Source organism: Micromonospora chaiyaphumensis (genome assembly GCF_900091435.1).
GTDB lineage: Bacteria > Actinomycetota > Actinomycetes > Mycobacteriales > Micromonosporaceae > Micromonospora > Micromonospora chaiyaphumensis.
On the sequence record NZ_FMCS01000018.1, the window covers coordinates 1 to 23,446 of the forward strand.

General features: G+C 74.2%; 26 protein-coding genes. 11 read left to right on the forward strand and 15 right to left on the reverse strand.

The features are described 5' to 3' along the window. A partial coding sequence (locus GA0070214_RS30840; protein WP_208602958.1) for a C39 family peptidase occupies nucleotides 1–285 on the forward strand: 285 nt, incomplete at its 5' end. 66 nt (nucleotides 286–351) lie between these two features. On the opposite strand, the gene GA0070214_RS30845 is transcribed toward GA0070214_RS30840, so the two are convergent. After that, nucleotides 352–1,008, reverse strand: a complete 657-nt coding sequence (locus GA0070214_RS30845; protein WP_091270055.1) for a DedA family protein — start codon at nucleotides 1,006–1,008, stop codon at nucleotides 352–354. A gap of 265 nt (nucleotides 1,009–1,273) precedes the next feature. On the opposite strand from GA0070214_RS30845, the gene GA0070214_RS30850 reads away from it, so the two are divergent. Next, on the forward strand, nucleotides 1,274–4,129 hold the full coding sequence (locus GA0070214_RS30850; RefSeq protein WP_091270056.1) for an aconitate hydratase: 2,856 nt from the start codon (nucleotides 1,274–1,276) through the stop codon (nucleotides 4,127–4,129). 159 nt (nucleotides 4,130–4,288) lie between these two features. Here GA0070214_RS30850 and GA0070214_RS30855 read toward each other — a convergent pair whose 3' ends face one another. Next, a complete protein-coding gene (locus GA0070214_RS30855) occupies nucleotides 4,289–4,720 on the reverse strand; it encodes a hypothetical protein (protein WP_244167927.1) in 432 nt (143 codons plus the stop codon). Nucleotides 4,721–4,835: 115 nt separating this feature from the next. On the opposite strand from GA0070214_RS30855, the gene GA0070214_RS30860 reads away from it, so the two are divergent. Together GA0070214_RS30860 and GA0070214_RS30865 are read left to right on the forward strand one after the other, a co-directional pair. Then, nucleotides 4,836–5,603: a DUF5753 domain-containing protein gene (locus GA0070214_RS30860; RefSeq protein ID WP_091270057.1), complete on the forward strand. Its 768-nt coding sequence runs from the start codon at nucleotides 4,836–4,838 to the stop codon at nucleotides 5,601–5,603. Beyond that, entirely contained in the window at nucleotides 5,594–5,782 is a 189-nt protein-coding gene (locus GA0070214_RS30865) for a DUF397 domain-containing protein (protein WP_091270058.1), read from the forward strand. Before GA0070214_RS30860 ends, GA0070214_RS30865 begins: the two co-directional genes overlap by 10 nt. Nucleotides 5,783–5,940: 158 nt before the next feature. On the opposite strand, the gene GA0070214_RS30870 is transcribed toward GA0070214_RS30865, so the two are convergent. From GA0070214_RS30870 to GA0070214_RS30915, 10 genes are all read right to left on the reverse strand, one after another. After that, the gene (locus GA0070214_RS30870) at nucleotides 5,941–6,801 is read right to left on the reverse strand and encodes a fructosamine kinase family protein (protein ID WP_091270059.1); all 861 of its coding nucleotides are present in this window, start codon (nucleotides 6,799–6,801) and stop codon (nucleotides 5,941–5,943) included. 68 nt (nucleotides 6,802–6,869) lie between these two features. Further along, the gene (locus tag GA0070214_RS30875; protein ID WP_091270060.1) at nucleotides 6,870–7,292 is read right to left on the reverse strand and encodes a DUF6086 family protein; all 423 of its coding nucleotides are present in this window, start codon (nucleotides 7,290–7,292) and stop codon (nucleotides 6,870–6,872) included. A 60-nt stretch (nucleotides 7,293–7,352) separates the two neighbouring features. Then, nucleotides 7,353–7,757, reverse strand: a complete 405-nt coding sequence (locus GA0070214_RS30880; protein ID WP_091270061.1) for an SRPBCC family protein — start codon at nucleotides 7,755–7,757, stop codon at nucleotides 7,353–7,355. Nucleotides 7,758–7,782: 25 nt separating this feature from the next. Continuing rightward, a complete protein-coding gene (locus GA0070214_RS30885; protein ID WP_091270062.1) occupies nucleotides 7,783–8,391 on the reverse strand; it encodes a GTP-binding protein in 609 nt (202 codons plus the stop codon). Then, nucleotides 8,372–8,761 carry a DUF742 domain-containing protein gene (locus GA0070214_RS30890; RefSeq protein WP_091270063.1) on the reverse strand — a complete coding sequence of 130 codons (390 nt, stop codon included), beginning with the start codon at nucleotides 8,759–8,761 and terminating at the stop codon, nucleotides 8,372–8,374. Before GA0070214_RS30890 ends, GA0070214_RS30885 begins: the two co-directional genes overlap by 20 nt. Then, a complete protein-coding gene (locus tag GA0070214_RS30895) occupies nucleotides 8,758–9,183 on the reverse strand; it encodes a roadblock/LC7 domain-containing protein (RefSeq protein WP_091270064.1) in 426 nt (141 codons plus the stop codon). The genes GA0070214_RS30890 and GA0070214_RS30895 overlap by 4 nt, the downstream gene beginning before the upstream one ends. Before the next feature lie 64 nt (nucleotides 9,184–9,247). Further along, a complete protein-coding gene (locus GA0070214_RS30900) occupies nucleotides 9,248–11,731 on the reverse strand; it encodes a sensor histidine kinase (protein ID WP_091270065.1) in 2,484 nt (827 codons plus the stop codon). A gap of 94 nt (nucleotides 11,732–11,825) precedes the next feature. After that, nucleotides 11,826–13,376 (reverse strand): prenyltransferase/squalene oxidase repeat-containing protein, encoded by a 1,551-nt coding sequence (locus GA0070214_RS30905; RefSeq protein ID WP_244167928.1) that lies wholly within the window; start codon nucleotides 13,374–13,376, stop codon nucleotides 11,826–11,828. Beyond that, on the reverse strand, nucleotides 13,373–14,248 hold the full coding sequence (locus GA0070214_RS30910; protein WP_091270066.1) for a terpene synthase family protein: 876 nt from the start codon (nucleotides 14,246–14,248) through the stop codon (nucleotides 13,373–13,375). Before GA0070214_RS30910 ends, GA0070214_RS30905 begins: the two co-directional genes overlap by 4 nt. Next, nucleotides 14,245–15,678 (reverse strand): cytochrome P450, encoded by a 1,434-nt coding sequence (locus GA0070214_RS30915; protein ID WP_377463661.1) that lies wholly within the window; start codon nucleotides 15,676–15,678, stop codon nucleotides 14,245–14,247. The genes GA0070214_RS30910 and GA0070214_RS30915 overlap by 4 nt, the downstream gene beginning before the upstream one ends. Nucleotides 15,679–15,993: 315 nt before the next feature. Here GA0070214_RS30915 and GA0070214_RS30920 point away from each other — a divergent pair, with 315 nt between their 5' ends. Then, the gene (locus GA0070214_RS30920) at nucleotides 15,994–16,242 is read left to right on the forward strand and encodes a DUF2630 family protein (protein WP_091270068.1); all 249 of its coding nucleotides are present in this window, start codon (nucleotides 15,994–15,996) and stop codon (nucleotides 16,240–16,242) included. A 135-nt stretch (nucleotides 16,243–16,377) separates the two neighbouring features. On the opposite strand, the gene GA0070214_RS30925 is transcribed toward GA0070214_RS30920, so the two are convergent. The 3 genes from GA0070214_RS30925 to GA0070214_RS30935 all read right to left on the reverse strand — a co-directional run bounded on the left by GA0070214_RS30925 (nucleotide 16,378) and on the right by GA0070214_RS30935 (nucleotide 19,023). Next, nucleotides 16,378–17,307, reverse strand: a complete 930-nt coding sequence (locus GA0070214_RS30925; RefSeq protein ID WP_091270069.1) for an RIO1 family regulatory kinase/ATPase domain-containing protein — start codon at nucleotides 17,305–17,307, stop codon at nucleotides 16,378–16,380. A gap of 161 nt (nucleotides 17,308–17,468) precedes the next feature. Beyond that, nucleotides 17,469–18,113, reverse strand: a complete 645-nt coding sequence (locus GA0070214_RS30930; RefSeq protein WP_091270070.1) for an HAD family hydrolase — start codon at nucleotides 18,111–18,113, stop codon at nucleotides 17,469–17,471. Nucleotides 18,114–18,168: 55 nt separating this feature from the next. Next, on the reverse strand, nucleotides 18,169–19,023 hold the full coding sequence (locus GA0070214_RS30935) for a carbon-nitrogen hydrolase family protein (protein ID WP_244167929.1): 855 nt from the start codon (nucleotides 19,021–19,023) through the stop codon (nucleotides 18,169–18,171). A gap of 105 nt (nucleotides 19,024–19,128) precedes the next feature. Here GA0070214_RS30935 and GA0070214_RS30940 point away from each other — a divergent pair, with 105 nt between their 5' ends. From GA0070214_RS30940 to mug, 6 genes are all read left to right on the forward strand, one after another. After that, nucleotides 19,129–19,701: a TetR/AcrR family transcriptional regulator gene (locus GA0070214_RS30940; protein WP_091270071.1), complete on the forward strand. Its 573-nt coding sequence runs from the start codon at nucleotides 19,129–19,131 to the stop codon at nucleotides 19,699–19,701. Nucleotides 19,702–19,802: 101 nt separating this feature from the next. Further along, nucleotides 19,803–20,705: a TIGR04222 domain-containing membrane protein gene (locus tag GA0070214_RS30945; protein WP_091270072.1), complete on the forward strand. Its 903-nt coding sequence runs from the start codon at nucleotides 19,803–19,805 to the stop codon at nucleotides 20,703–20,705. Continuing rightward, nucleotides 20,702–21,520 carry an MbnB/TglH/ChrH family RiPP precursor modification enzyme gene (locus tag GA0070214_RS30950; RefSeq protein WP_091270114.1) on the forward strand — a complete coding sequence of 273 codons (819 nt, stop codon included), beginning with the start codon at nucleotides 20,702–20,704 and terminating at the stop codon, nucleotides 21,518–21,520. Before GA0070214_RS30945 ends, GA0070214_RS30950 begins: the two co-directional genes overlap by 4 nt. 56 nt (nucleotides 21,521–21,576) lie before the next feature. Further along, complete coding sequence (locus GA0070214_RS30955) at nucleotides 21,577–22,026, forward strand: SCO6045 C-terminal-like domain-containing protein (RefSeq protein WP_091270115.1); 450 nt, start codon at nucleotides 21,577–21,579, stop codon at nucleotides 22,024–22,026. Between the two features lie 43 nt (nucleotides 22,027–22,069). After that, complete coding sequence (locus GA0070214_RS30960; RefSeq protein ID WP_091270073.1) at nucleotides 22,070–22,831, forward strand: SDR family oxidoreductase; 762 nt, start codon at nucleotides 22,070–22,072, stop codon at nucleotides 22,829–22,831. Further along, on the forward strand, nucleotides 22,828–23,445 hold the full coding sequence (gene mug / locus GA0070214_RS30965) for a G/U mismatch-specific DNA glycosylase (protein WP_091270074.1): 618 nt from the start codon (nucleotides 22,828–22,830) through the stop codon (nucleotides 23,443–23,445). The genes GA0070214_RS30960 and mug overlap by 4 nt, the downstream gene beginning before the upstream one ends. Nucleotide 23,446 lies beyond the last annotated feature (1 nt).

Below are 23,446 nucleotides of genomic sequence, written 5' to 3' on the forward strand. Positions count from 1 at the left end.
GACGGCAAGGCCGACGACAAGCAGACCGACACCCTGCGCGCTGACATCGTGCGCACCGTCGACGACGGCCGCGCCGTGGTCGCCAACATCGCCGGCACCACCACCGACACCGACGGCAACACCCACTCCTTCGAAGGCGGCCACTACATCAGCGTCGTCGGCTACCGCGACAACGGCAAGACCGTGACGATCGCCGACTCGGCCGACCCGAACATGGCCTCCTACCGCATCAGCGTGGACAACCTCGCCGACTGGATCGCCACCCGCGGCTACTCGGCGTCCTGATCCACCGCACCACGCAACACGGAAGGGCCCGACCCCACCAAGGGGTCGGGCCCTTTCGTCGTCTTGTCAGCGATCGCCCGCGTGCACCGGCTCGTCGGCCTGGTCGGGCACCTGGACCTGCTCCAGCCGGCGGGCGCGGCGGCGCAGCCACCAGGTGCTGGCCACACCGGCGAGCACGGCGATGACCAGCCCGGCCCAGGAGATGTCCTTGAGCCAGTGCTCGGCCGCCCGGCCCACCGAGAACAGCAGGTACGTCGTGCCGAACGCCCAGACCAGGCCGCCGGCCGCGTTGGCCACCAGGAACCGCCGGTACGGCACGTGCAGCGCCCCGGCCAGCGGGCCGGCGAGGATGCGGAGCAGGGCGACGAACCGCCCGAAGAAGACCGCCCAGACACCGTGCCGGGCGAAGCTCTGCTCGGCGCGGGCGAGCTGTGCCGGGCCGAGGTGCTTGGGGAAGCGCCGGCCCAGCCGTTCGAGCAGCGGCCGCCCGCCGCGGCGGCCCACGGCGTACCCGATGGAGTCGCCCACGATGGCGCCGGCCGCGGCGGCCGTGGCCACCCACTCCGGCTCGACGGCCCCCGCGGCGGCGAGCAGCGCGGAGCTGACCAGCACGATCTCGCCGGGGAGCGGGATGCCCATGCTCTCCACGCCGATGACCCCGGCGACGATCAGATAGATCACGCCCGGGGGCAGCGCGGAGAGCCAGTGCTGCACGTCGACCACCCCCGAACCCTACCCGCGGCGGCTCACCGGGCGGGGGCGAGGAACTCCAGCCGGGCGGCGAGCCGGTCCAGGTCGGGGCGGGGCAGGCGAGCAGGACGTGATGGATCATGGTGGCCCCTCCTCGTCCCGAACGCTGGCACGAGGTTGCGCGAATAGCAAGACGGACGTACGGTTTTGTTGAGACCGACGCAGGTAAGTGTCGCCTAACCACGGCGGCACCCCGGCCGGTGCGACAAACTGCTCAGGACTACTCACGGTCGCTGGTGTGAAGGAGTACGACGTGGCGAGCCTCGACACCTTCGGTGCGAAGACCCAGCTACGCGTCGGAGACGCGAGCTACGAGATTTTCAGGATCGACAAGGTGGAGGGCCACGACCGGCTGCCCTACAGCTTGAAGATCCTGCTGGAGAACCTGCTGCGGACCGAGGACGGCGCGAACATCACCGCCGACCACATCCGGCAGCTCGGCGGCTGGGACCCCACCGCCGACCCGAGCGTGGAGATCCAGTTCACCCCGGCCCGGGTGCTGATGCAGGACTTCACGGGCGTGCCCTGCGTCGTCGACCTGGCCACCATGCGCGAGGCCGTCCGCGAGCTCGGCGGCGACGCCACCAAGGTGAACCCGCTCGCCCCGGCCGAGCTGGTCATCGACCACTCGGTCATCGCCGACCTGTTCGGTCGCGAGGACGCCTTCCAGCGCAACGTCGAGCTGGAGTACGAGCGCAACAAGGAGCGCTACCAGTTCCTGCGCTGGGGCCAGACCGCGTTCAACGAGTTCAAGGTCGTCCCGCCGGGCACCGGCATCGTGCACCAGGTCAACATCGAGTACCTGGCCCGCACGATCATGGAGCGCAACGGCCAGGCGTACCCGGACACCGTGGTCGGCACCGACTCGCACACCACGATGGTCAACGGCCTGGGCGTGCTGGGCTGGGGCGTCGGCGGCATCGAGGCCGAGGCCGCGATGCTCGGCCAGCCGGTCAGCATGCTGATCCCGCGGGTCGTCGGCTTCAAGCTCTCCGGCGAGATGCCGGCCGGCACCACCGCCACCGACCTGGTGCTCACCATCACCGAGATGCTGCGCAAGCACGGCGTGGTGGGCAAGTTCGTCGAGTTCTACGGCCCCGGCGTGAGCGCGGTGCCGCTGGCCAACCGGGCCACCATCGGCAACATGTCCCCGGAGTACGGCTCCACCGTCGCGATCTTCCCGATCGACGCCGAGACCGTCCGCTACCTGGAGCTGACCGGCCGCGACCCGCAGCAGGTCGCGCTCGTCGAGGCGTACGCCAAGGAGCAGGGCCTCTGGCACGACCCGGAGCGCGAGCCGGAGTACTCGGAGCGGCTGGAGCTGGACCTCGGCACCATCGAGCCGTCCCTGGCCGGCCCGAAGCGCCCGCAGGACCGGGTGCCGCTGGGCTCCGCCAAGACCCTGTTCCGCTCGGCGCTCGCCGACTACGTGGCCGCCGACGAGACCGGGGGCGACCCGAGCCGCAAGCCGGGCGTGCCGCAGCTGGAGAAGCCGTTCGGCACCGACGGCCCGGCCGACGAGGCCAGCGCCGAGTCCTTCCCGGCCAGCGACTCCCCCGCCAACGGCGTCAACGACCCGGCCGACGCCCCGCGGGACCTGGAGACCGCCGCGGTCGGCGCCGGTGGGCGCGCCACCAACCCGGTCCGGGTGACCGGCGCGGACGGCGTCGAGTACGAGCTGGACCACGGCGCCGTGGTTATCGCCGCGATCACCTCCTGCACCAACACCTCGAACCCGCAGGTCATGATCGGCGCCGCGCTGCTGGCCCGGAACGCCGTGGAGAAGGGCCTGGCCCGCAAGCCGTGGGTGAAGACCACCCTGGCCCCGGGCTCCAAGGTCGTCATGGACTACTACGACCGCGCGGGCCTCACGCCCTACCTGGAGAAGCTCGGCTTCAACCTGGTCGGCTACGGCTGCACCACCTGCATCGGCAACTCCGGCCCGCTGCCGGAGGAGGTCTCCGCGGGGGTCAACGAGGGCGACCTGGCCGTCGTCTCCGTGCTGTCCGGCAACCGCAACTTCGAGGGCCGGATCAACCCGGACGTCAAGATGAACTACCTGGCGTCTCCGCCGCTGGTGGTCGCGTACGCGCTCGCCGGCACCATGGACATCGACCTGGCGAACGAGCCCATCGGCGAGGACGCCCAGGGCAACCCGGTGTTCCTGCGGGAGATCTGGCCGAACAGCGCCGAGATCCAGGACGTCATCGCCTCGGCGATCGGCGCCGCCGGCTTCAGCTCCGCGTACGCGGACGTGTTCGCCGGTGACGAGCGCTGGCAGTCGCTGCCGACCCCGACCGGCGACACCTTCGCCTGGGACGGCGAGTCGACCTACGTGCGCAAGCCCCCGTACTTCGAGGGCATGGAGCGCGACCCGAAGCCGGTGGTCGACATCGCCGGCGCCCGGGTGCTCGCCAAGCTGGGCGACTCGGTGACCACCGACCACATCTCCCCGGCCGGCTCGATCAAGGCGGACTCCCCCGCCGGCAAGTACCTGGCCGAGCACGGCGTGGCGCGGCACGAGTTCAACTCGTACGGCTCCCGCCGGGGCAACCACGAGGTGATGATCCGGGGCACCTTCGCCAACATCCGGCTGCGCAACCAGCTCGTGCCGGGCGTCGAGGGTGGCTTCACGGTCAACCACCTGACCGGCGAGCAGACCTCGATCTACGACGCCTCGATGGCGTACCAGGAGGCGGGCGTCCCGCTGGTCATCCTGGCGGGCAAGGAGTACGGCTCCGGCTCGTCCCGCGACTGGGCGGCCAAGGGCACCATGCTCCTCGGGGTCAAGGCCGTCATCGCCGAGTCGTACGAGCGGATCCACCGCTCGAACCTCATCGGCATGGGCGTCCTGCCGCTGCAGTTCCCGGTCGACACCACCGCCGAGTCGCTGGGCCTGACCGGCACGGAGACCTTCTCGATCAGCGGCGTCACCGCCCTCAACGACGGCGACACCCCGCGCACCGTGAAGGTCACCACCGACACCGGCGTGGAGTTCGACGCCGTGGTCCGCATCGACACCCCCGGTGAGGCCGACTACTACCGGCACGGCGGCATCCTGCAGTACGTGCTGCGCCGTATGATCGCCAGCTGACGTCTGACGGCTGAGAAGGGCCGCTTCCCCGCACTCGTGGGAAGCGGCCCTTCGGCGTCTCCGGCGCGCGCCCGCCCGCCCCTGATCGACTCCAGGTCGGCGAGGTGGCGGCATCCCGGCCAGCCGGACAGCGCCACCTCGCCGGACTGGAGTCGATCTTCAGCGCAGCCGCAGCGCGATCGCCCGCGCCTCCTCGTCGGTGAGGGGCAGGAACCACAGGAAGCGGCGCACGATGGCGACCGGGTCGGGGCCGCCGGGCCGGCCGCGGAGGTCACGGATCGCGCGCCGGGTGATCCGGGAGAACTCGGGGATCAGGGTGGCGCGCCGCGCGGCGTCCGTCGGGATCGCGCGCAGCGTCGGGCAGGGCCAGTCCCGGCCGCAGGCGTCGCACCGCCAGGACGGGCCGGTCGCGGTGTGCGCGACGGGCGGGCCGCCGCGGGTCCGCCAGCGCGATGCGGGGACGACGTTGGTCACCCGGCCGGGGCCACGGTACGGAGGCACGAGCGGCCCGATCGGGCCCGGCACGACGGGGCGGGGCGGCGGCGGATCGCTCTTCGGCTTCGGAGCCGGCTTCGGCTTGTCCTCGGGCATCGTGCGCTCCCTCCTCGACGCTGTCTACAAAGCACCCTGCCGAGGGTTGTGGAGCGATCACACCGCGTAGAAGTATTTCCCTCTGACGTCTGGAACGTTCTGGGAGGGCTTCGAGATGAACCGAGCTGTACAGGCGGCGATGGCGGAGAGCGGCCACACGGCGGACAGTCTCGCAGCTCAGGTGGGGGTGGATCCGAAAACGGCAGCGAAGTGGGCAAGCAAGGGACGGATTCCGCAGACTCGCCATCGCTCCCGAGTCGCTCAGCTACTCGGCCGGAACGTTGAGGAGCTGTGGCCCGACGCGCTCAAGCGCCGGGAGCCGGCGTGGTTCCGGCCGTGGGCGGACATCGAGCGCGAGGCGTTGTCGCTGCGGTCGTTTCAACTCGCGTGGGTACCCGGCCTCCTGCAGACCAAGGCATATGCGCTGGCGACGCTGGTCGGCGAGGCTCTGACGTCGGCCGAGGCCGACAGCCTCGCGGAGGCGCGACTCAGCCGCCAGTCCATCCTGAGTCGGGAACGCCCACCGCTGCTCGTCGCGGTACTTGACGAGGGTGTCCTGCGGCGCACCCTCGACGGCGATCGGAACCTGATGCGCGAACAGTGCGAACGGCTTGCCGAGCAGGCCGCGCTACCGAATGTCTCCCTCTTCGTCGTGCCGGCTGGCGTGGGCATGTATTCGGGCCTGGGCGGACCGTTCACTATCGCCGAGATGCCGGAGGGCGCGCGCGTCGGCCATGTCGACGGTCAGGCCCAGGCACAGATCATCGACCGGGCCGCCGACGTTGCTACCCTGGATCGGCGATGGGAACGCATTCGCGGCGTCGCCCTGTCGCGTGCGCAGTCCCTGGAACTCATCAGAGAAGCGGCGGCATCATGGACCTGACCGGTGCGCGGTGGCGCAAGAGCACGAAGAGCGGAAACAACGGCGGTGACTGCGTCGAGGTCGCGGACAATCTCGCGGGCGTCGTCGGCGTTCGGGACTCCAAGGACCCGACCGGCCCGGTCCTCACCTTCGACCCGGCCGCCTGGACGCGCTTCGTGACGATGGCCAAGCGCGGCTGACCGCCACCTACCCCGAAGGCCTTCGGCGATGCGCCGGGGGCCTTCGGCGTCTTTCGGGCACCGACACCTCGCCCCTGCCGCTCCTGCCGACGAGCGCATGCCGTCGGTCGGGAAGTCCGGGTCGGTCGGCCGGGGGCGGTCAACCGTCCGGCCGCCGGTCAGGTTCGCGTCCGGAACGGGGCGAGGGTGGCGCGGACCTGGTCGGCCGCGCCCCAGTCGTCGTCGAACTGGGCCAGCACGGCGAGGTGCTGTCGCAGTTGGACGATCGGCATGCGGGACCGCCAGTCGCCGTCGAGGGCGGTCAGCTCGCGGTAGAGCGCGAAGAACCGGTGCGCCTCGGGCGGCGGTGCGGTGGACCAGACATGGGCGAGGTCGACCTCGGCCCACATGTAGGAGACGGCTGGGTCGATCACCGCGGGCCGGCCGTCCGGGGTGGCCAGGATGTTCTGCGCCCACAGGTCGCCGTGCGTCAGGCAGGCCGGCCGGTCCGGCAGCAGCTCGGGCAGCCGGTCGCACAGCCGCTCCAGCGCCGCCCGATCCCCGGCGTCGAGTGCCGCCTCGACCCGGGGCTCCCCCAGCCACCGCAACAACCGGTGCTGCGCGAAGAACGCGAAGCCGTCCTCCATCCAGGTGTTGATCTGCCGGCGACGGCCCAGCCAGTTGTCCCGGTGCCAGCCGAAGCGAGCGTGGGTGGTGCCCAGGTGCAGGCGGGCGAGCGCGTGCGCGAACTGCTCCCAGAAGGTCTCGCTGCGCGGCCTCGGTCGCAGCATCGACAACACCAGCAGTTCGCGGTCCGCCAGGATCACCTCGGGTGTCGCCAGACCGCCGAGATCGCGCAGGGCGGCCAGCCCTTCGGCCTCCGCGACGAAGACGCCGTCGGGCGGCGCGTCGGCGAGGGCCTTGACGAACACCGGCGGTGCGTTCCGGCGGGCGGCAATGCCCGCGAGCGCCGCAAGCCCGCCCGTCGCCGGCTCCACCGAGACGACATCGCGCATCCCGGCCCGGAGCAGACCTTCCATCAGCAGCGTCGTTGACCGCAACACGGCGGGCTCTCTCTCGTGCTCCGGCGCACCTGAGGATGGCACGCTCAGCACGCCATGTGCCGGGTCAACTCGTCGGCCAGCTCACGCAACCGCCGGGGGTCGCCGGTGGCGCCGAACCCGGTGGTGAGGACGGCGACGTCCCTGGGGTCGAAGGCGGACGCGGGCTCGGCCAGGGCGGCGACCGTGCCGCCACCGCGCTCGACCATGACGATGCCCAGTGCGGCGACGTCCTCGATCAGCGCCCGGAGGATCCGGTGCGTCGAGGAGCGGTAGCGGCGCACCAGCGCGTCCACGAACGCGGTGAACGCGACGAGGTCGATCTCGTACTCGTCGTTGACCTCCGGAGCGATTCCGGTGGGCACCTCGACGGCGCCGGCGACCGCCTCGACGTTGCGGGCGAACAGTTGCGCGACCCCGTTCGAGGGGTTCCACAGCACCGTCCTGCCGACCTGGAAGTACTGGCTCACCCGCGAATTATGGTTCAACCGAGTTCGGACCGCTGACCCGCAGCAAGGCCCGACGCCTCCTCAGGCCGACGTGGTTTCGAGCACCTTCTTGAGCAGGGCGAGGTCCGCGCTGACGAGCCCGGCGTCCCGCTCGAAGTCCGCGTCGCTCATCCCCGGCGAGCGGCGCAGCGTGAAGACCACCTCGGCGCCGTCGCCGTCCGCGATGGCCCGCAGCGGCACGTACACCGTCTCGCCGGAGGGCGTCACCACCTCGTGGTCGAGCACGCCGTACTCGTTGCGCGGGGCGAACGTCAGCTGCGCCCGTCCCTCGGGCGTCTCGACGATCCAGCGGCCCCCCTCGCGCACCACGGAGCCACCCAGGCCGGGCGCCCAGCGGGGCAGGTTGGCAGGGTCGGAGGCGAAGGCGTAGACCTCGGCGACGGGCCGGTCGATGTGCACGCTCAGGTGTCGGGATCTCGTGGACATCGCCCCATCATCGCAGTCGCCGGGGTCAGTCGGCGGCGGCGCGGCGGCGCTCCTCGCGCAGCTTCATGGCGTACTCCAGCAGCGTGATGAGCACCTCCTTGACCGACTCCCGCTCCCGCGCGTCGCAGAGCACCACGGGCACGTCGGGGTCCAGGTCGAGCGCGCCCTGCACCTCGTCGAGCCGGTACTGCTTGGCGCCCTCGAAGCAGTTGACCGCCACGACGAACGGCGTGCCCCGTCCCTCGAAGTAGTCGATCGACGGGAAGCAGTCGGCCAGCCGTCGGGTGTCGGCGAGCACGACCGCACCGATCGCGCCCAGCGCCAGCTCGTCCCAGACGAACCAGAACCGGTCCTGCCCGGGGGTGCCGAACAGGTAGAGCACGAGGTCGTCGCTGAGGGTGATCCGGCCGAAGTCCATGGCCACGGTGGTGGTGGTCTTCTCCTCCACCCCGGACAGGTCGTCGATGCCGACCCCGGTCTCGGTCAGCACCTCCTCCGTCCGCAGCGGCCGGGTCTCGCTGACCGCGCCGACCAGGGTGGTCTTGCCGACGCCGAAACCGCCGGCGATCAGGATCTTGATCGCGGTGGGCAGCGGCGCTGCACCCGCCGGCCGCTCAGAGCGCCCGTAGTCCATTGATTACCGCCTCGAAAACACTGTCGTCGGGAAGGCCGGCGGGGGTCGCGCGCGGCTCACGGACCTGCACCAGGCTGCGGGCCGCCAGGTCACCCAGGAGGACCCGGACGGTGCCCACCGGCAGGTCGAGGTGGGCGGCGATCTCCGCCACGGACTGGATCCGCTGGCAGAGACCGACGATCGCCACATGTTCCGGGCCGAGCCCGGATTCCGACCCCACCTCCGCCCGGGTCGCCGTGACCAGGGAGATCAGGTCGAACGTGCCGGTCACCGGGCGGGCCCGGCCACCGGTCACCGCGTACGGGCGCACCACCGGGCCCGCGTGGTCGTCCACCCACTCGTGCTCCGCGAGCTCCCCCTGGCCGGTCATCGCGCCGGATTCTCGCCGAGGGGCTGTTCCCGGGTGGGTGAGGCGACGAACCGGCCGACCCGGGTGACCAGCATGGCCATCTCGTACGCGATCAGGCCCACGTCGGCGTCCTCGGACGCCAGCACGGCCAGGCACGCGTTGCGGCCGGCCGCGGTGACGAACAGGAACGACGACTGCATCTCGATGATCGTCTGTTGCACCTGCCCGCCGCCGAACCGCTTCCCCGCGCCCCGGGCCAGGCTCTGGATGCCCGCCGCCATGGCCGCCAGGTGCTCGCCGTCGTCCCGGCTCAACCCGCGCGACGCGGCCATCAGCAGTCCGTCGGTGGAGAGCGCCACGGCGTGTTCCGCCTGCTTGACCCGGCCGACCAGGTCGTCCAGCAACCACGTCAGGTCCGCGCTCGAAGCCGTCTTCTGCGCCACTCGTCGTCCTCTTCTCCCCCGGCTGGTGTGCCGTGCTCGTCCGGGATCGCCGGATCGGCGGTCCCTAGATCGCCTGACCGTCGCCGGTGTCCGGCGCACCGGCCTCGTGCGCCCCGCCGAGCAGCCGGGCCGCGTCGGTCCGGCCGCGTCGGGTGCCGCTCTGGTAGGAGCTCATCATTCGGCGCACCTGCTCCGGTGGGCGCACCGCGTCGTCATCGTCGTCGCCGTCGTCTTCCACGGCGGCCTGGTCGTGCCGCAGCTCCGGCGCCAGGTTGGCCTGCCGGACCCGGACGGGCAGGCCGCCGTCGGTCCGGGCGGGCGTCTCCGCGGCGTCGTCCGCCGGCCGCTGGTCGGTGGTCCGGGCGTCCACCGGGGTCAGCGGAACGGTGGGCTCCGCCAGGGCGGGCTGCCGTTTCCGGGTACGCGCCGGCAGCCCGGACGGGGTGAGTCGGGGCTCGTCCACATCGGCCTCCCGCGCCGGGACGGGTTCCTCGGTGTCCTCCGCGGCCGGTTCCGCCGGGGCGGTGCTCTCGACCACCGCCACGGGGGCGGCCGGCCGGTCGGCGGCGGGCTCGGCCGGCGCGCGCTCCGCGTTCGCGGGGGCGGGGGTGGCCGGGGCGGGCTGCCCGGCGCCGGCCGGGAAGCCGCCGGAGGTGCTCGGGTCCGGCCCGTCGTGGGTGACCAGCTCCAGCGGGATCAGCACCACGGCCGTCGTCCCGCCGTACGCCGATTCCTTGAGCTGCACCTTCACCCCGTGCCGCTCGGTGAGCCGGCTGACCACGAAGAGGCCGAGCCGGGCGGCGTTGGCCAGGTTCAGCTCGGACCGGTCCACGATGCGCATGTTCGCGGCGGCCAGTTCCTCCGCGCCCATGCCGAGGCCGCGGTCCTCGATCTCGATGGCGAAGCCGTTGGAGACCAGCTGGCCGCGTACCTCGACGGTGGTGTGCGGCGGCGAGAAGGAGAGGCCGTTCTCGATCAGCTCGGCCAGCAGGTGGATGACGTCACCGACGGCCCGGCCGGTCAGCGACACGGGGCCGAGCGGCCGCACGGTCACCCGGGTGTAGTCCTCGACCTCGGCGACCGCGCCGCGCACCACGTCGACCATCGGCACGTTGCGCCGCCACGCGCGGCCCGGCGTCGAGCCGGAGAGCACGATCAGGTTCTCCGCGTTGCGCCGCATCCGGGTGGCCAGGTGGTCGACGCGGAACAGGTCCTCCAGCTCCTCGGCGTCGTGCTCGCGGCGTTCCATGGCGTCGAGCAGGGTGAGCTGGCGGTGCACCAGCGCCTGCGTGCGCCGCGCCAGGCTGAGGAAGACCTCGCGGACGTTGCGCCGCAGTTCGGCCTGCTCGACGGCGGTGCGGATGGCGGTCTCCTGCACGGCGTTGAACGCCTTGCCGACCTGCCCGATCTCGTCGTCGCCGGTCTGCAAGGGCGGTGCCTCGCGGGCGACGTCGACCTCCTCGCCGTGGCCCAGCCGCTCGACGACGCTGGGCAGGCGCTCGTTGGCCAGCCGGAACGCCGCCTCGCGCAGCCGTTCGAGCTGCCGGACCAGCGCCCGGGCCGTGGTGATGGAGACGACGACGGACGCGACGACCGCGATGAGGCCGAGGCCGGCGGCGAGCACCAGCCGCAGAATGACGCCGACGGCGACCGGGGTGGCCCGGGACACGATGTCGTCGCCGCCGGCGAGGATCACGCGGCGCAGGTCCTCCATGGACCGGCTGGAGGCGGCCTGCCAGGCCGTGGCGGTGACCGGCGGGCGGACGTCGCTGCCCTTGGCGGCGAGCACCCGGTCCTGGAGGGCACGCAGCTGCCGGAACGCCTCCCCCTCGGTCATCTGCTGGTAGCGGGCCCGGTCGGTCGGGGCGAGGTCGCGGGCGGTGCGGTCGGCGAGGAACCACTGGGCGCCGACCAGCCGGGCGAAGGCGGTCTGCTCCGCCACGGTCATCCGGTTGGCCGCCACCGCGCCGGTCAGCAGCGCGTCCTGCTGGGACAGCAGCTCCCGGGCCCGGTTCAGGTTGATGAGCGCGGCAGTGTCCCGGGCGATCTCGTCGTCGTCCAGGCCGCCCAGCGCGTCGAAGACCCCGAAGATGGCGTCGACCGCCTCGTTGTACGCGGCCAGCGTCGCGGTGCGGTCGATGGTCTTGCGGCCGACCTCGGCGCGGACGGCGCCGAGCTGCTCGACCTGGGTCTTCAGGTCGGTGATCCGCTGCTCCAGCTCGTCGCTGGCCGGGATCTCGGTGCGCCAGTCCTGGGCGGAGCGCCACAGCGCCGCGGCGCTGTCGTCGGTGCGCTGCCGCTGCGCGGCCAGTTCCTGGAGCTGGTCCGGGTCGGACTGCCCGAGATACAGCAGGGACAGCCGCCGCTCGTTCTGGAGTGCGAGCAGCAGCGGGTCGGCCGGCTCGAAGACCCGCGCGTTGAGCGCCTGCACGCCGAGCAGGTTGAACCCGTCCCGGACGGTCACCCAGGCCGCGAAGGCCCAGAGCGCGATCAGGGACGCCAGAAGGGCGATGATCTTCGTACGGAGATTCGTACTGCGGGAACGCATCACACCGTCCTGGCCCGGTATCCGATCAGTCGGAAATCCGATCGACTCCGGCGCACGCTAGCAGCCGTCGTGAACTCCATTCAAGCGATCCTGATCATGGTTGTGCCGTCGCGGTGGAAGTTGCACTGGTGGACCACGACGCGGCCAGCACCGCGGCACGCACGATCAGCGTCGGACGGTAGAGATCCTTGTCGTGCCACAGGGCCGGCCCGTCGGCGTCTCCGTCCCACTCGGACAGTCGATGCCGTCCCCGCCCCAGCGCCGCATCGACGCGCGTATCTCCCGGTCGCCCGGCGCCGGCCAGCGCGAGCACCGCGTACGCGGTCTCCTCGGCGGTGCCGCCCCAGCGCCCCCACGAGCCGTCCGCCCGCTGGGTGTCGAGCAGCCAGCCGACGCCCCGCCGCACGGCGTCCCGTGCCGCGGCGCCGCGGGCGTGGTCGGCGAGGGCGAGCAGCACGCAGTACGTCGCGTAGTACGCCGACGCGTGCCAGCGGTCGGCCCACCGTCCGTCCGGCTCCTGCCGCTCGACCAGCCACCCGGCGACCCGGTCCACGGTGGCCGCCACGCCGGGGTGGCCGGGGTGCTGCCCGAGGGCGTCGAGCACGTGCGCGTTGGTGGTCACCGACGCCCCGTCCTCCCCCGGCCAGGTGCAGAAGTGCCGGCCCGTGTCGTACGCGTCGAGCCGGGACACCTCCAGCGGCCGGCCCAGCCGGGCGAGCGCGTAGAGGGTGACCGAGGTGGTGTCGGCGTCGGCGGGCAGGCCGGGTCCGGTGGCCGCGCCGGACGCGCCGACGGCCGCCCGCAGGTCGGCCACGAGCGACCCGGGCACGGCCGGCGGCACGCCGGCCCGGGCCAGGATGCCGAGCACCCAGGCACGCTCGAAGACGGTGATCGGGCTGGCGCAGGGCACCGGGCCGCGCCCGCTCACCGCCCGCAGGTAGTCCAGCGCGGGGCCGGGCTCGGGGCGGCCGAGCCAGGCGGCCGTCGCGGCGGGCGAGGCGCCGACCGCGCCCGCCCCGGCGGGCCGTACCCCGGCCGCCCGGCAGGCCCCGTCGCCGGCCACCTCCAGCGCGTGCGCCAGCTTCTCCGGGACGGGCCGTCCGGTGGCCAGCAGGCCGCGTACCCGGGTCAGCCGGCCCGGGTCGAGACCGGCCGGCAGCGGCAGGCGGGCGCCGGCCCAGTCGGCCAGCCCGGCCGGCGGCCGGGCGAGGTGCCGCTCGACGCCCTCGCGCAGCGCCGGCACGATGAGGTCGGTGGCGGGCAGGTCGGGCGGGGCGCCGGCACCGAGGGCGCCGGCCAGGAAGGCCAGGCCCCGGCGCGCGGCGCCGGCGAGCGGGCCGGCCGGACCGTGCTCGCCCCGGCGCAGCACGGTCAGCAGGGCCTCCGTGGCGCTCAGGGTGGGCACCAGGGCGTACCCGTCGGGGCCGCCCCACCCGCCGTCGGCGCGCTGCCGGTCGAGCAGCCAGGAGACGCGGACGTCGTGGCCGGGCAGCCAGGGCGCCAGGCCGACCAGCCGGCCGGTCTCGTAGACCGACGCGGAGGTCTGCCCCGACGGGTTGTCCACCATGGCCGTGACCAGGTCCCGGGCCTGCTCGGCGCGGACGCCGGGGTGGGTGACCGGCGCGCGACCCGCGGTGAGGCTCACTGGGCGCCCCAGAAGTCGGTGAGCCGGTAGAACCCGCTGGTGAAGCCGAGCTGCCGGGCCAGGAAGTCGGCCTGCCGGGGGCAGGCGGGGGCGAGGTCGGCCAGCAGCCGCCGGCAGTGCTCGACCTGCTCCGCCAGGCGCCGCTCGATCTCCGCCGGGTCGTCCACCAGCAGGAGCGCGTTGAGGTCGCCCCACTCCCGGTCACGCCGGTGGGTGCCGAGGTCGTTGACCAGCCGCAGCGCCCGCTGGACCTCGTCGCTCACCTCGATCAGCCGGGGCAGCGCGCGGTGCGTGCCGGCGTCGCCGGTGTGGATCCAGTGGGCCACGTTCACCACGGTGGCGGCGAGGTTGTCGGCGTTCGCCAGGTAGTCGTCGAGGGTGGGGTGGCCGGCCTGCTTCCAGTCCCACTCCCGGGCCATGGCGTCGAGGGTGCGGGCCATGGTGTCCCGCCACGCCCCGCGCAGCTCGGCCCAGGACGGGGTGGCGGCCAGGTCGTCGCGCAGCTCGGCCAGGAACCGGCCCAGCGGGTCGTCCGGGGCCGCGCCGTCGACGACGGCGAGGCAGGATTTGACGATGCGGTCGACCTCCGACCGGCAGTCCGCCTCGTGGTCGACCTGCCAATCGACCGCGAAGCCCCAGAGCACGGCCCGGTTGGTGAGCGCCAGCTCCTCGGCGCTGCACCACGGCGCGCTGAACGTCATGGCGAGGGCGATGCTGCTGAACAGCGTGGCGTCGAACGGCCGGCCGGGGAACAGCTCGGCGTGCCCGGCGGCGCACCGCGCCAGGTCGCGCTGGCCCTTCGCCGCGAGCGCGCAGATCCGCCCCTGCTCCGCCGCGGCGGCGATCGGATCCGGTACCTCCCCGGCAGTCATGCCGGCTCCGCCCGCCGGCTGGCGGCCAACAGGGTCAGCTCGACCCGCTCGCGCGGCCGCAGTGCCGCGGCCAGCCGCAACCCGGGTACGCCGGGGCGGCGCAACCGGAAGCGGTAGCGGCTCAGCATGGTGGCGAGGATGAGCTGCGCCTCCAGGTAGAACAGGTACATGCCGAGGCACTGGTGCGGGCCGCCGCCGAACGGGAAGTGGGCGTACCGGTGGCGGGCGCGCACCCGCTCGGGCCGGAACCGTTCCGGGTCGAACTCGTCCGGCCGGTCCCAGAACTGCCGCATGCGCTGGGTGATCAGCGGGCTGGCCACCATGGTGGCGCCGGCCTCGATCGGCACGCCGTCGATGACGTCGGCGGCCACCGCCCGGCGCGGGATGATCCAGCCGATCGGGTAGAGCCGGAGCAGCTCGTCCAGGACCATGCGGGTGTAGGTGAGATCGGCGAGGTGCTCGCGGCGTACCGGTTCGTCGCCCACCACGCGGTCGATCTCGGCGTAGAGCCGGTCGGCGACGTCGGGCCGCTGCTCCAGGTGGGGCCAGGCCCAGGTGAGCACGTTGATGGTGGTCTCGGTGGTGGCCGCGAACATGGCCACGGTGTCGTTGCGGACCTGCCGCTCGTCGAGCTGCCGCCCGTCGTCGGTGCGGGCCCGCCAGAGCGTGGAGATGATGTCGTCGCCCTGGTCGGCCACGGCCCGGGTCTCCCGGACGATCGGCACCAGCACGTCGTCGACGATGCGGACCGCGCGGCGGAACGGGCGGTCCCCGGGCATCGGCAGGGACAGCGGGGCGAACGGCACGACGATCCGGGGGATCACCGCGGTGGCGATGACGTCCTGGGCGTCGATCACCCGCAGCGCGTCCGGCACGGAGATCTTGTCGGCGAAGAGCACCCGCATGATCGCGCGGCTGACGATCCGGGCCTGCTCGGCGCCGATGTCGACGGGGCGCCCCGCCCGGCACGGCTCGTCCAGCTCGTCGACGGCGTCCCGGATGGCGTCGGCCATGCCGTCGATCAGCGCCTCCACCCGCTTGGCGGTGAACATCGGCTGGAGCATCCGGCGGCTGGCCGACCAGATCTGCCCCTCGCCGAGGATGCCCTCGCCGAACAACCGCTTGACCGGGCGCCAGAACAGCCCGTCACCGGCCCGTTCGTAGTTTTCCGCCCGGTCGCGCAGCACATGCTGGACGTGCCGGGGGTGGGTGACCAGGTACGGGCGGAACGAGCCCAGGTTCAGCCGGACGAGCGCCCCGCCCGTCCGGTTGCCCACGTCGATCAGCGCGCGGGCCGGGTCGCGGAGCAGGCCGGGAAGGATGTGCCGCAGCGGAACGGCGTGGGGCCGCCCGGTGGGCCGGGGCTCGTCCGCCGACTCGTCCACGTGAATGGCCCCCCTCAGTTCTACCCAGGGTCGCGACACCGTCATGACCCGTGACGTTGCCCGCGAGCATGCCATCCTGAACGACGGATCAAAAGACAGACAGGAAAATATCTCACTCCACAACAATCCCGGTGTCGACAATGGAGCCGGTGGGATTTGCGTCACGCCGGAAGGCTTCCGGCGCGCACATCCCTCCACGATGGACCTTCCGGCCGGCTTCCGGCGCAGGTCCGCCCGGCGCCCCGCCGGCCGCCGCCGGCCCGCGCCGGCCGTCACCGGGGCCGGCCGGCGCGATCAACTCCCACCGGCCGACTGGGGAGAACGCGGGCGCGTGCCCGCCCCCTGTGCCAAGCTTCGGGCATGGACGACAAGACCATCCTGAGCCGGATCTCCGAACTCGTCGACGAGGAGCACCGGCTGCGCTCGGCCGCGCAGGAGCACGAGGCCGGCACCGACGACGAGGCCAAGGAGCGGCTGAGGGCGCTGGAGGAGTCCCTCGACCAGTGCTGGGACCTGCTCCGCCGCCGCCGGGCGGCGCGCCAGGCGCACGGCGACCCCGACGCCCAGGGCCAGCGCCCGGTGACCGAGGTCGAGCGCTACCTCCAGTGAGCGGGAGCCGGCGGCCGGCCGCCGTGCCGACGTCCCGGGCGGGCCGTGCCCGCCCGGGAACGCCGGGGCCGGTGCCCGGCCGGCCGCCCGAAAGCGCCGAGGCCAGTGCGCGGCTGGGCCGCCGACGCGGCGCGCTCAGCGCAGGCCCGCCTCCCGCAGCAGCACCTCGGTCAGCGCCTCCGGATCGGTGTCCGCGGCGGGCAGGCCACGCGCGGTGAACCAGGTGCCGACCACGCGGACGTCCCGGCCCAGGAATTCCGCGCCCTGCGGGTTGGCCACCACGTCGACCACCTGCGGCAGGTCGATCATGACCAGCCGCCCCGCGTGCACCAGCAGGTTGTACGGGGACAGGTCGCCGTGGGCGTACCCGGCGCGGGCCAGCACGACCAGGGCGTCGACCAGTTGCTCCCACAGGTCGCGCAGGTCGGCGCCCTCGGGCCGGAGCTGGGCCAGCCGGGGCGCGGCCTCGCCCGCCTCGGCGTCGCCCACGAACTCCAGCATCAGCTCGGTGCCCAGCAGCTGCACCGGGTAGGGCACGGCGATCCGCCCGGAGGCGGCGCCGATCTCCCAGAGCCGGGCGAGCGCGGCGAACTCGGCCGCCGCCCACTGCCCGGCGATCATCTGCCGGCCGAACGACGTCCGTCCGGCCATGGCCCGCATCTCCCGGGAACGGCGCACCCGGCGCCCCTCCAGGTAGCCGGCGTCCCGGTGGAAGAGGCGGTGCTGGGGATCCCGGTACCGCTTGGCGGCCAGCAGGCAGCCACGGCCGGTCTCCGGCACGGCCCGGCGGACCAGGTGGACGTCCGCCTCCTTGCCGGTCTTCAGCACCCCCAGCTCGGTGTCCTTCGCGGCCAGCTCGGTGACCAGCCAGTCCGGGTGGGGTTCGGGCCCGTGCACGGCCTGGTCCCAGGAGGACCAGCGGTCCTCCCCGTCCGGCTCGGCGTCGGGGTCGGCGAGGACCGGCTCGGCGTGCCGGCCCCGCTTCAGAAAGGTGGGTTCGTCGTCGTCGAAGCGGCTCTTGCCGCGGCCACGGCGCTGCGGCGCCGGGAAGTCGTGATCGCGCACGGGTGGATCGGTCCTTCGATCGAGGCTGGTGGAGGCAGGTGGTTGGACCCTGCAAAGACGGCCATGACCGACCTCCTCTCCTCGACCGGGCACCGCCCGGTTGCGCCCTCGCGCCGCACCATGGTCACCGGCGGCCCCGGACGGGTCAACCGAATTACCGCTCAGCCGGCCAGGACGGCGGCCACCGCGGCGATCAGCCCGTCCACCGTGCGGGTGGGCGCGAACCGGGTGTCCGACCAGCGGCGCCCGCGGTGCAGCCAGACGCTGGGCAGACCGACCGCTGTCGCGCCGCCGATGTCCGCCTCGGGGCTGTCGCCGATCACCCAGGCGCCGCGCAGCGGCATCCGCGCCCGCTGGGCGGCCAGCGCGAAGATCCGCGGGTTGGGCTTGCTGACCCCGGCCTCCTCGGAGATCACCCAGTCGGCGACGTAGCGGTCCAGGCCGGTCCGGCGGATCTTGGCGTCCTGCTGGCGGGACGTGCCGTTCGTGACCACCACGGGCACCCAGCCGGCGTCGTCGGCGATCCGCAGCGCGCAGGCCACCAGGGGATCCAGCCGCGTGAATCCCACCACGCCGTCGTGCAGCTCCTCGACCAGGTCGATGGAGGGGATACGCAGCCCGTACCGGTCGCGGATGGCGTCGGCGACGTCCCAGCGGTCGGTCAGGCCGTCGGCGTCCACCGAGAGCAACCAGTCGATGTCGGTGGGCGGCGCGCCGATGCTGTCCAGGAACCGCTCACCCCAGGCGCGGAACGGCCCGTCACGGTCGAGCAGCGTGTTGTCCAGATCGAGCAGGAGCAACGGCACTCGGGAACCCTACGGGACCGCGTGCGCCACCGACAGGCCCGAGGGCACCATGCCGTCAGCCGACGAGCGTCGTTCGGGCGAGGCCCTGGTGGGGCAGGCGGTCGGTGAGCATGGTGTGTGCGGCACGGGTGGCGCCGAGGGCGGCCGGGTCGAGCGTCGCCACCAGCACGTCCTCGCCGGTGTCCGCGCCCCGGACCAGCGGCCGGCCCTCCGGCTCGTAGACGGCGGCGCCGCCGTTGAACCGCCACGGGTCCGCGCCGTCGACGGAGTTGGCGAAGACGACATACATGGTGTTGTCCAGGGCGCGCGCGGCGTAGTAGAGGTCGCGGCGGTGCTCGGAGCCGGCCAGGTAGCCGCTCGGGCAGAGGTAGCCGTGGGCGCCGTCGAGCGCGGCGGCCCGGCCGTGCTCCGGGAAGCAGCCGTCGTAGCAGATACCGAGGCCGAACAGCCAGCCGTCGACCCGCAGCGAGGCGCCCCGCCGGCCGGCGTCGAACAGCTCGCGCTCGCCGCCCCAGAGCTGCTGCTTGTCGTACGCGGCGGTGACCGCGCCGGCCGGGTCGACCACCAGTGAGGAGATGGTGCGCCGCCCGTCGGGATGCCGGACGGCCGCGCCGATCACCACGCACGTCCCGCCGTCGCGGGCCGCCGCGCGCAGCGGGTCCAGCCGCCCGTCGTCGACCCGGCCCTCGGGGTCGGCCGCCACGTCGGTGCCGGTCGGGTCGGCGCCCAGGGTCGGCGGGTGGTACGCGGGCAGGAACAGCTCGGGCAGCACCACGACCCGGGCGCCGGCGGCCCGGCCGACGAGGCGGGCGGCGGTGGCGGCGTTGCCGGCGACGTCACCGGGCACGGGCTCGGCCTGCACGGTGGCCACGGTCAGCGGGTGGGTGGGGAGGGGCACGGCCTGGGTCACCGGAGGATCCTAACCGGCTCGGCCGGCCGGACGATCATGCGAAAACCACATCTCAAGCCGTACGTACGGTTTGCATCGGCCCGGTGCACCTGGAACGATCGTTCCGTGCCCAGAGTAAGCCAGGACCAGCTCGACGCGCGCCGCCAGGAGATCCTCGGCGCCGCGCGGGCGTGTTTCGCCCGACACGGCTACGAGGGTGCCACGGTCCGCCGGCTGGAGGAGGCGACCGGGCTCTCCCGGGGCGCGATCTTCCACCACTTCCGGGACAAGGACTCGCTCTTCCTCGCCGTGGCCGAGGACGACGCGGCGGTCATGGTGGAGACCGTGGCCCGCAACGGCCTGGTCCAGGTGATGCGTGACCTGCTGGCCCGGGCGGTCTCCCCGGACACCACCGGCTGGCTCGGCAGCCAGCTCGAGGTGTCCCGGCGGCTGCGCACCGACCCCGCGTTCGCCCGGCGCTGGGCGGAACGCTCGGCGGCGATCGCCGAGGCCACCCGGGAGCGCCTGCTCCGCCAGCGCGAGGCCGGGGTGCTTCGCGACGACGTGCCGATCGACGTGCTGGCCCAGTTCCTGGAGCTGGCGTACGACGGGCTGGTGCTGCACCTGGCGATGGGGCGTCCCGCCGGTGACCTGGGCCGGGTGCTCGACCTGGTCGAGGAGGCCGTGCGCCGGCACTGACCGGCCGCGGGTCTCGGTCCGGTAACTCGACCCGCCGGGGAGATCGACGCTGGCGGACCTGCTCCACAATGAGCCGCGACCCCTCGCGACAGGAGCAGAGCATGACAGTCCTCGCGGGCGACACCTGGGGCATCCCCGGCCCCGTCTTCCTCCGCTGGTACGTCGTGGCGGCCGTCGTGCTGGTCGCCGGTGCCCTGGTGTACCGGTGGCGCGCGCTGGCCGGCACCCCGGTCCACGACGGTGGGCCGCTCGGGCCGCAGCAGGTCGCCTACCTCAACGGGGGCGACCAGCTCGCCGTCTGGACCGCGCTCGGCGGGCTGCGCCGGGCCGGCGCGGTCGGCGTACGCCCCGACCGGCGGCTCACCACCGGCGGCCCGCTGCCGGCCGGCGTCACCCCGCTGGACCAGGCCATCCACCACGCGGCCAACCGGGGCCTGCGCTCCCGGGAGCTGGGCCAGGACGAGTGGGTCCGGCGCGCCCTCGACGAGCTGCGCGACGGTCTCGTGCGTCGCGGCCTGGCACTGGACAAGGAGCGGCGCGCGACGCTGCGCCGCGGCGCCCTGCTCGTCGGGGCCCTGCTGGCGCTCGGCTTCGTCCGGGCCTTCGCCGGCATGTCCAACAGCCGGCCCGTCGGCTGGCTGATGCTCACCCTGGTGCCGCTGTTCATCGCGTTCCTCCTGCTCAACCGGGTGCCGTGGCGCACCCGGGCGGCCACCCGGGCGCTGCGCGAGCTGCGCCGGGAGCACACCTGGCTGCGTCCCTCCGCCGCGCCGGCCTACGCCACCTACGGCCCGTCCGACGCCGCGATGGGCGTCGCGCTGTTCGGCACCGCCACCCTCTGGAGCATGGACCCGGGCTTCTCCGAGCAGGCCGAGATCCAGCGCCAGGCGATGGGGTCGAGCGGCAGCTCGGGCGGCTCCTGCGGGGGCGGCAGCTCGTGCGGCGGTGGCAGCTCCTGCGGGGGCGGTGGCGGCTGCGGCGGCGGTGGCGGGTGCGGCGGATGACCGGCCCGTCCGGCGTGGGCATCGGCTGGCGGCCGGAGATCGCCGGCTTCGTGGCCGGCCTGCCCGGGCTGCGGTTCGTCGAGGTGGTCGCCGAGTCGGTCGCCCCGGCCGGGCCGCTCCCGGACGGCCTGGCCGAGCTGCGCGGCCGGGGCGTCACCGTCGTACCCCACGGGGTGAAGCTCTCCCTCGGCGGCGCGGAACCGGTCGACCCGGCCCGGGTGGCGCACCTGGCCGGTGTGGCCGCGGCGCTGGACGCGCCGCTGGTCAGCGAGCACATCGCGTTCGTGCGGGCCGGCGGCGTGGAGGCCGGTCACCTGCTCCCGCTGCCCCGCAGCCGGGAGGCGGTGGCCGCGGTGGTGGCCAACGTGCGGCGGACGCAGGCGGAGCTGCCGGTGCCACTGGCCCTGGAGCCGATCGCCGCGCTCTTCGACTGGCCCGACGACGAGCTGGACGAGGCCGACTTCCTCACCGAGATCCTCGACGCCACCGGCGCGCTGCTGCTGCTCGACGTCGCCAACGTGCACGCCAACGCCTGCAACCGGGGCGGCGACCCGACCGCCCTGCTGGACCGGCTGCCGCTGGACCGGATCGCCTACGTGCACGTGGCCGGCGGCGCCGAGCACGGCGGTTTCTACCACGACACGCACACCGACCCGGTCCCCGCCGAGGTGCTCGACCTGGTCCGGGAGCTGTGCGACCGGCGCCCTCCCCCGGCGCTGCTGCTGGAACGCGACGGCCACTACCCGCCCGCCGCCGAGCTGCGCGGCGAGCTGGACGCCCTGGCCGCCGCCTCGGGACACCCGGTGGTCACGTGAGCGGCGGCAACCCGGCAACGCCGGGCCGCCGCCGCGTCCCGGCGCCCGGCGGCGAGGTGAGTGGCGGCAACCTGGCCGCGCGCCAGGCGCAGCTGGTGGCGGCGCTGGTGGCCGGCGGGCCGCTGCCGCCCGGGTTCGCCGCCGCGCCCGTGGAGGCGGCCCGGCGGGCGCTGCTGCGCAAGCGGGCCGGCGACGTGGCCCGGCACTGGCCGCTGCTGGCGGCCGGTGTCGGGGACGCCTGGCCGGCCACCTTCGCCGGCTGGGCCGCCGGCCGCCCCACCAACGGCTCCCTGCGCGACGGCTGGGACCTGGCCCGGGAGCTGCGCGACCGGGGCACGCTGCCGCCGCTGGGGGCCGAGGAACTGGCCGCCCGCGAGGCGGCGACCCGCTACGACGGCCGCACCGCGCCCCGGCCCCGCCGGCTGCCGGCCGTCGCCCGGGCCGGCGGCGCCGTCGCGGCCCAGCTGGCCGGCCGGGTACGCCTGCTCCGGCCCGCCCCGCGCTGAGAGCGGGTGGCAGGCCCCTCCGCGGTACGGCAGGATCGGCCCCATGGATCTCGGACTCGCCGACCGGGTGTACGTGCTGACCGGCGCCTCGGGCGGCCTCGGCTTCGCCACCGCCGAGCAGCTCGTCGCCGACGGCGCGCGCGTGGTGATCTCGTCCCGCGTCCCGGAGCGGGTGGCCGCCGCCGTCGAGGCGCTCGGCGGGCCGGAGCGGGTCATCGGGCTGACCGCCGACCTCACCGACGCGGGCACCCCGGAGCGGCTCGTCGCGGCGGCGCGCGAGCAGTTCGGCCGGCTCGACGGGGCGCTCATCTCGGTGGGCGGCCCGCCCCGGGGCACCGCCGCCCAGGTCACCGACGAGCAGTGGCGGGAGTCCTTCGAGACGGTCTTCCTGGGCAGCGTCCGCACCGCGCGCACGGTGGCCGCCGCGCTCGCCGACGGGGGTGCCATCGGGCTGGTGCTGTCCACCTCGGTCCGCAGCCCGCTGCCCGGCCTCGGCATCTCCAACGGCCTGCGCCCCGGCCTGGCCGGCGTCGCCAAGGACCTGGCCGACGAGCACGGCCCCCGCGGCGTACGGGTGGTCAGCCTCCTGCCGGGGCGGATCATGACCGACCGTAACCGGGAACTCCTGGCGGCCAGCGGCGACGCGGAGCGGGCCCGCGCCGAGGCGGAGGCGTCGATCCCGCTGGGCCGGATCGGCGACCCCGCCGAGTTCGGCCGGGTGGCCGCCTTCCTGCTCTCCCCCGCCGCCGGCTACGTCACCGGGGTCACCGTGCCGGTCGACGGCGGCGCGCTGCGCGGCCTGTGAGCGACCGACGCCGTCCCGCCGGCGGCCGGCCGGACCCCGCACCGGGGTCGCCGGCCCGGCGCTATCCCCGCCCCAGCAAGGAACAGCTCGCGGCGGCCGCCGACCGGCTCCTCCCGGACGTCATCGCGCCCGGGCTGGACGTGCTCTTCGTCGGCATCAACCCGGGCCTGTGGTCGGCGGCCACCGGCTGGCACTTCGCCCGCCCGGGCAACCGGTTCTGGCCGGCCCTGCACCGGGGCGGCTTCACCCCGCGCCAGTTGCACCCGAGCGAGCAGGACGAGCTGCCCGGTCTCGGGCTGGGCATCACCAACATGGTGGCCCGGGCCAGCGCCCGCGCCGACGAGCTGACCGCCGAGGAGCTGGTCGAGGGGGCGCGGGAGCTGACCGCCAAGGTGGCGCGGTACCGGCCGCGCTGGGTGGCGGTGGTCGGGGTGACCGCGTACCGGATCGGGTTCGCCCGGCCGAAGGCGGGCTTCGGGCCGCAGCCGGAACCCCTCGCGGCGGCCCGGCTCTGGGTGCTGCCCAACCCGAGCGGGTTGAACGCGCACTTCACCCCGGAGACGCTCGGGGCCGCCTTCGGTGAGCTGCGCGCCGCGGTGACCGCCGGCGGCTAGC

Excerpts from the sequence above, each read along its gene's own strand:
- GA0070214_RS30855 (WP_244167927.1), bottom strand. The coding sequence starts at position 4,720 with ATGCCCGAGGACAAGCCGAAGCCGGCTCCGAAGCCGAAGAGCGATCCG.
- GA0070214_RS30860 (WP_091270057.1), top strand. The coding sequence starts at position 4,836 with ATGAACCGAGCTGTACAGGCGGCGATGGCGGAGAGCGGCCACACGGCG.
- GA0070214_RS30865 (WP_091270058.1), top strand. The coding sequence starts at position 5,594 with ATGGACCTGACCGGTGCGCGGTGGCGCAAGAGCACGAAGAGCGGAAAC.
- GA0070214_RS30870 (WP_091270059.1), bottom strand. The coding sequence starts at position 6,801 with ATGGAAGGTCTGCTCCGGGCCGGGATGCGCGATGTCGTCTCGGTGGAG.
- GA0070214_RS30880 (WP_091270061.1), bottom strand. The coding sequence starts at position 7,757 with ATGTCCACGAGATCCCGACACCTGAGCGTGCACATCGACCGGCCCGTC.
- GA0070214_RS30885 (WP_091270062.1), bottom strand. The coding sequence starts at position 8,391 with ATGGACTACGGGCGCTCTGAGCGGCCGGCGGGTGCAGCGCCGCTGCCC.
- GA0070214_RS30890 (WP_091270063.1), bottom strand. The coding sequence starts at position 8,761 with ATGACCGGCCAGGGGGAGCTCGCGGAGCACGAGTGGGTGGACGACCAC.
- GA0070214_RS30900 (WP_091270065.1), bottom strand. The coding sequence starts at position 11,731 with ATGCGTTCCCGCAGTACGAATCTCCGTACGAAGATCATCGCCCTTCTG.
- GA0070214_RS30910 (WP_091270066.1), bottom strand. The coding sequence starts at position 14,248 with ATGACTGCCGGGGAGGTACCGGATCCGATCGCCGCCGCGGCGGAGCAG.
- GA0070214_RS30915 (WP_377463661.1), bottom strand. The coding sequence starts at position 15,678 with ATGACGGTGTCGCGACCCTGGGTAGAACTGAGGGGGGCCATTCACGTG.
- GA0070214_RS30920 (WP_091270068.1), top strand. The coding sequence starts at position 15,994 with ATGGACGACAAGACCATCCTGAGCCGGATCTCCGAACTCGTCGACGAG.
- GA0070214_RS30945 (WP_091270072.1), top strand. The coding sequence starts at position 19,803 with ATGACAGTCCTCGCGGGCGACACCTGGGGCATCCCCGGCCCCGTCTTC.
- GA0070214_RS30950 (WP_091270114.1), top strand. The coding sequence starts at position 20,702 with ATGACCGGCCCGTCCGGCGTGGGCATCGGCTGGCGGCCGGAGATCGCC.
- GA0070214_RS30960 (WP_091270073.1), top strand. The coding sequence starts at position 22,070 with ATGGATCTCGGACTCGCCGACCGGGTGTACGTGCTGACCGGCGCCTCG.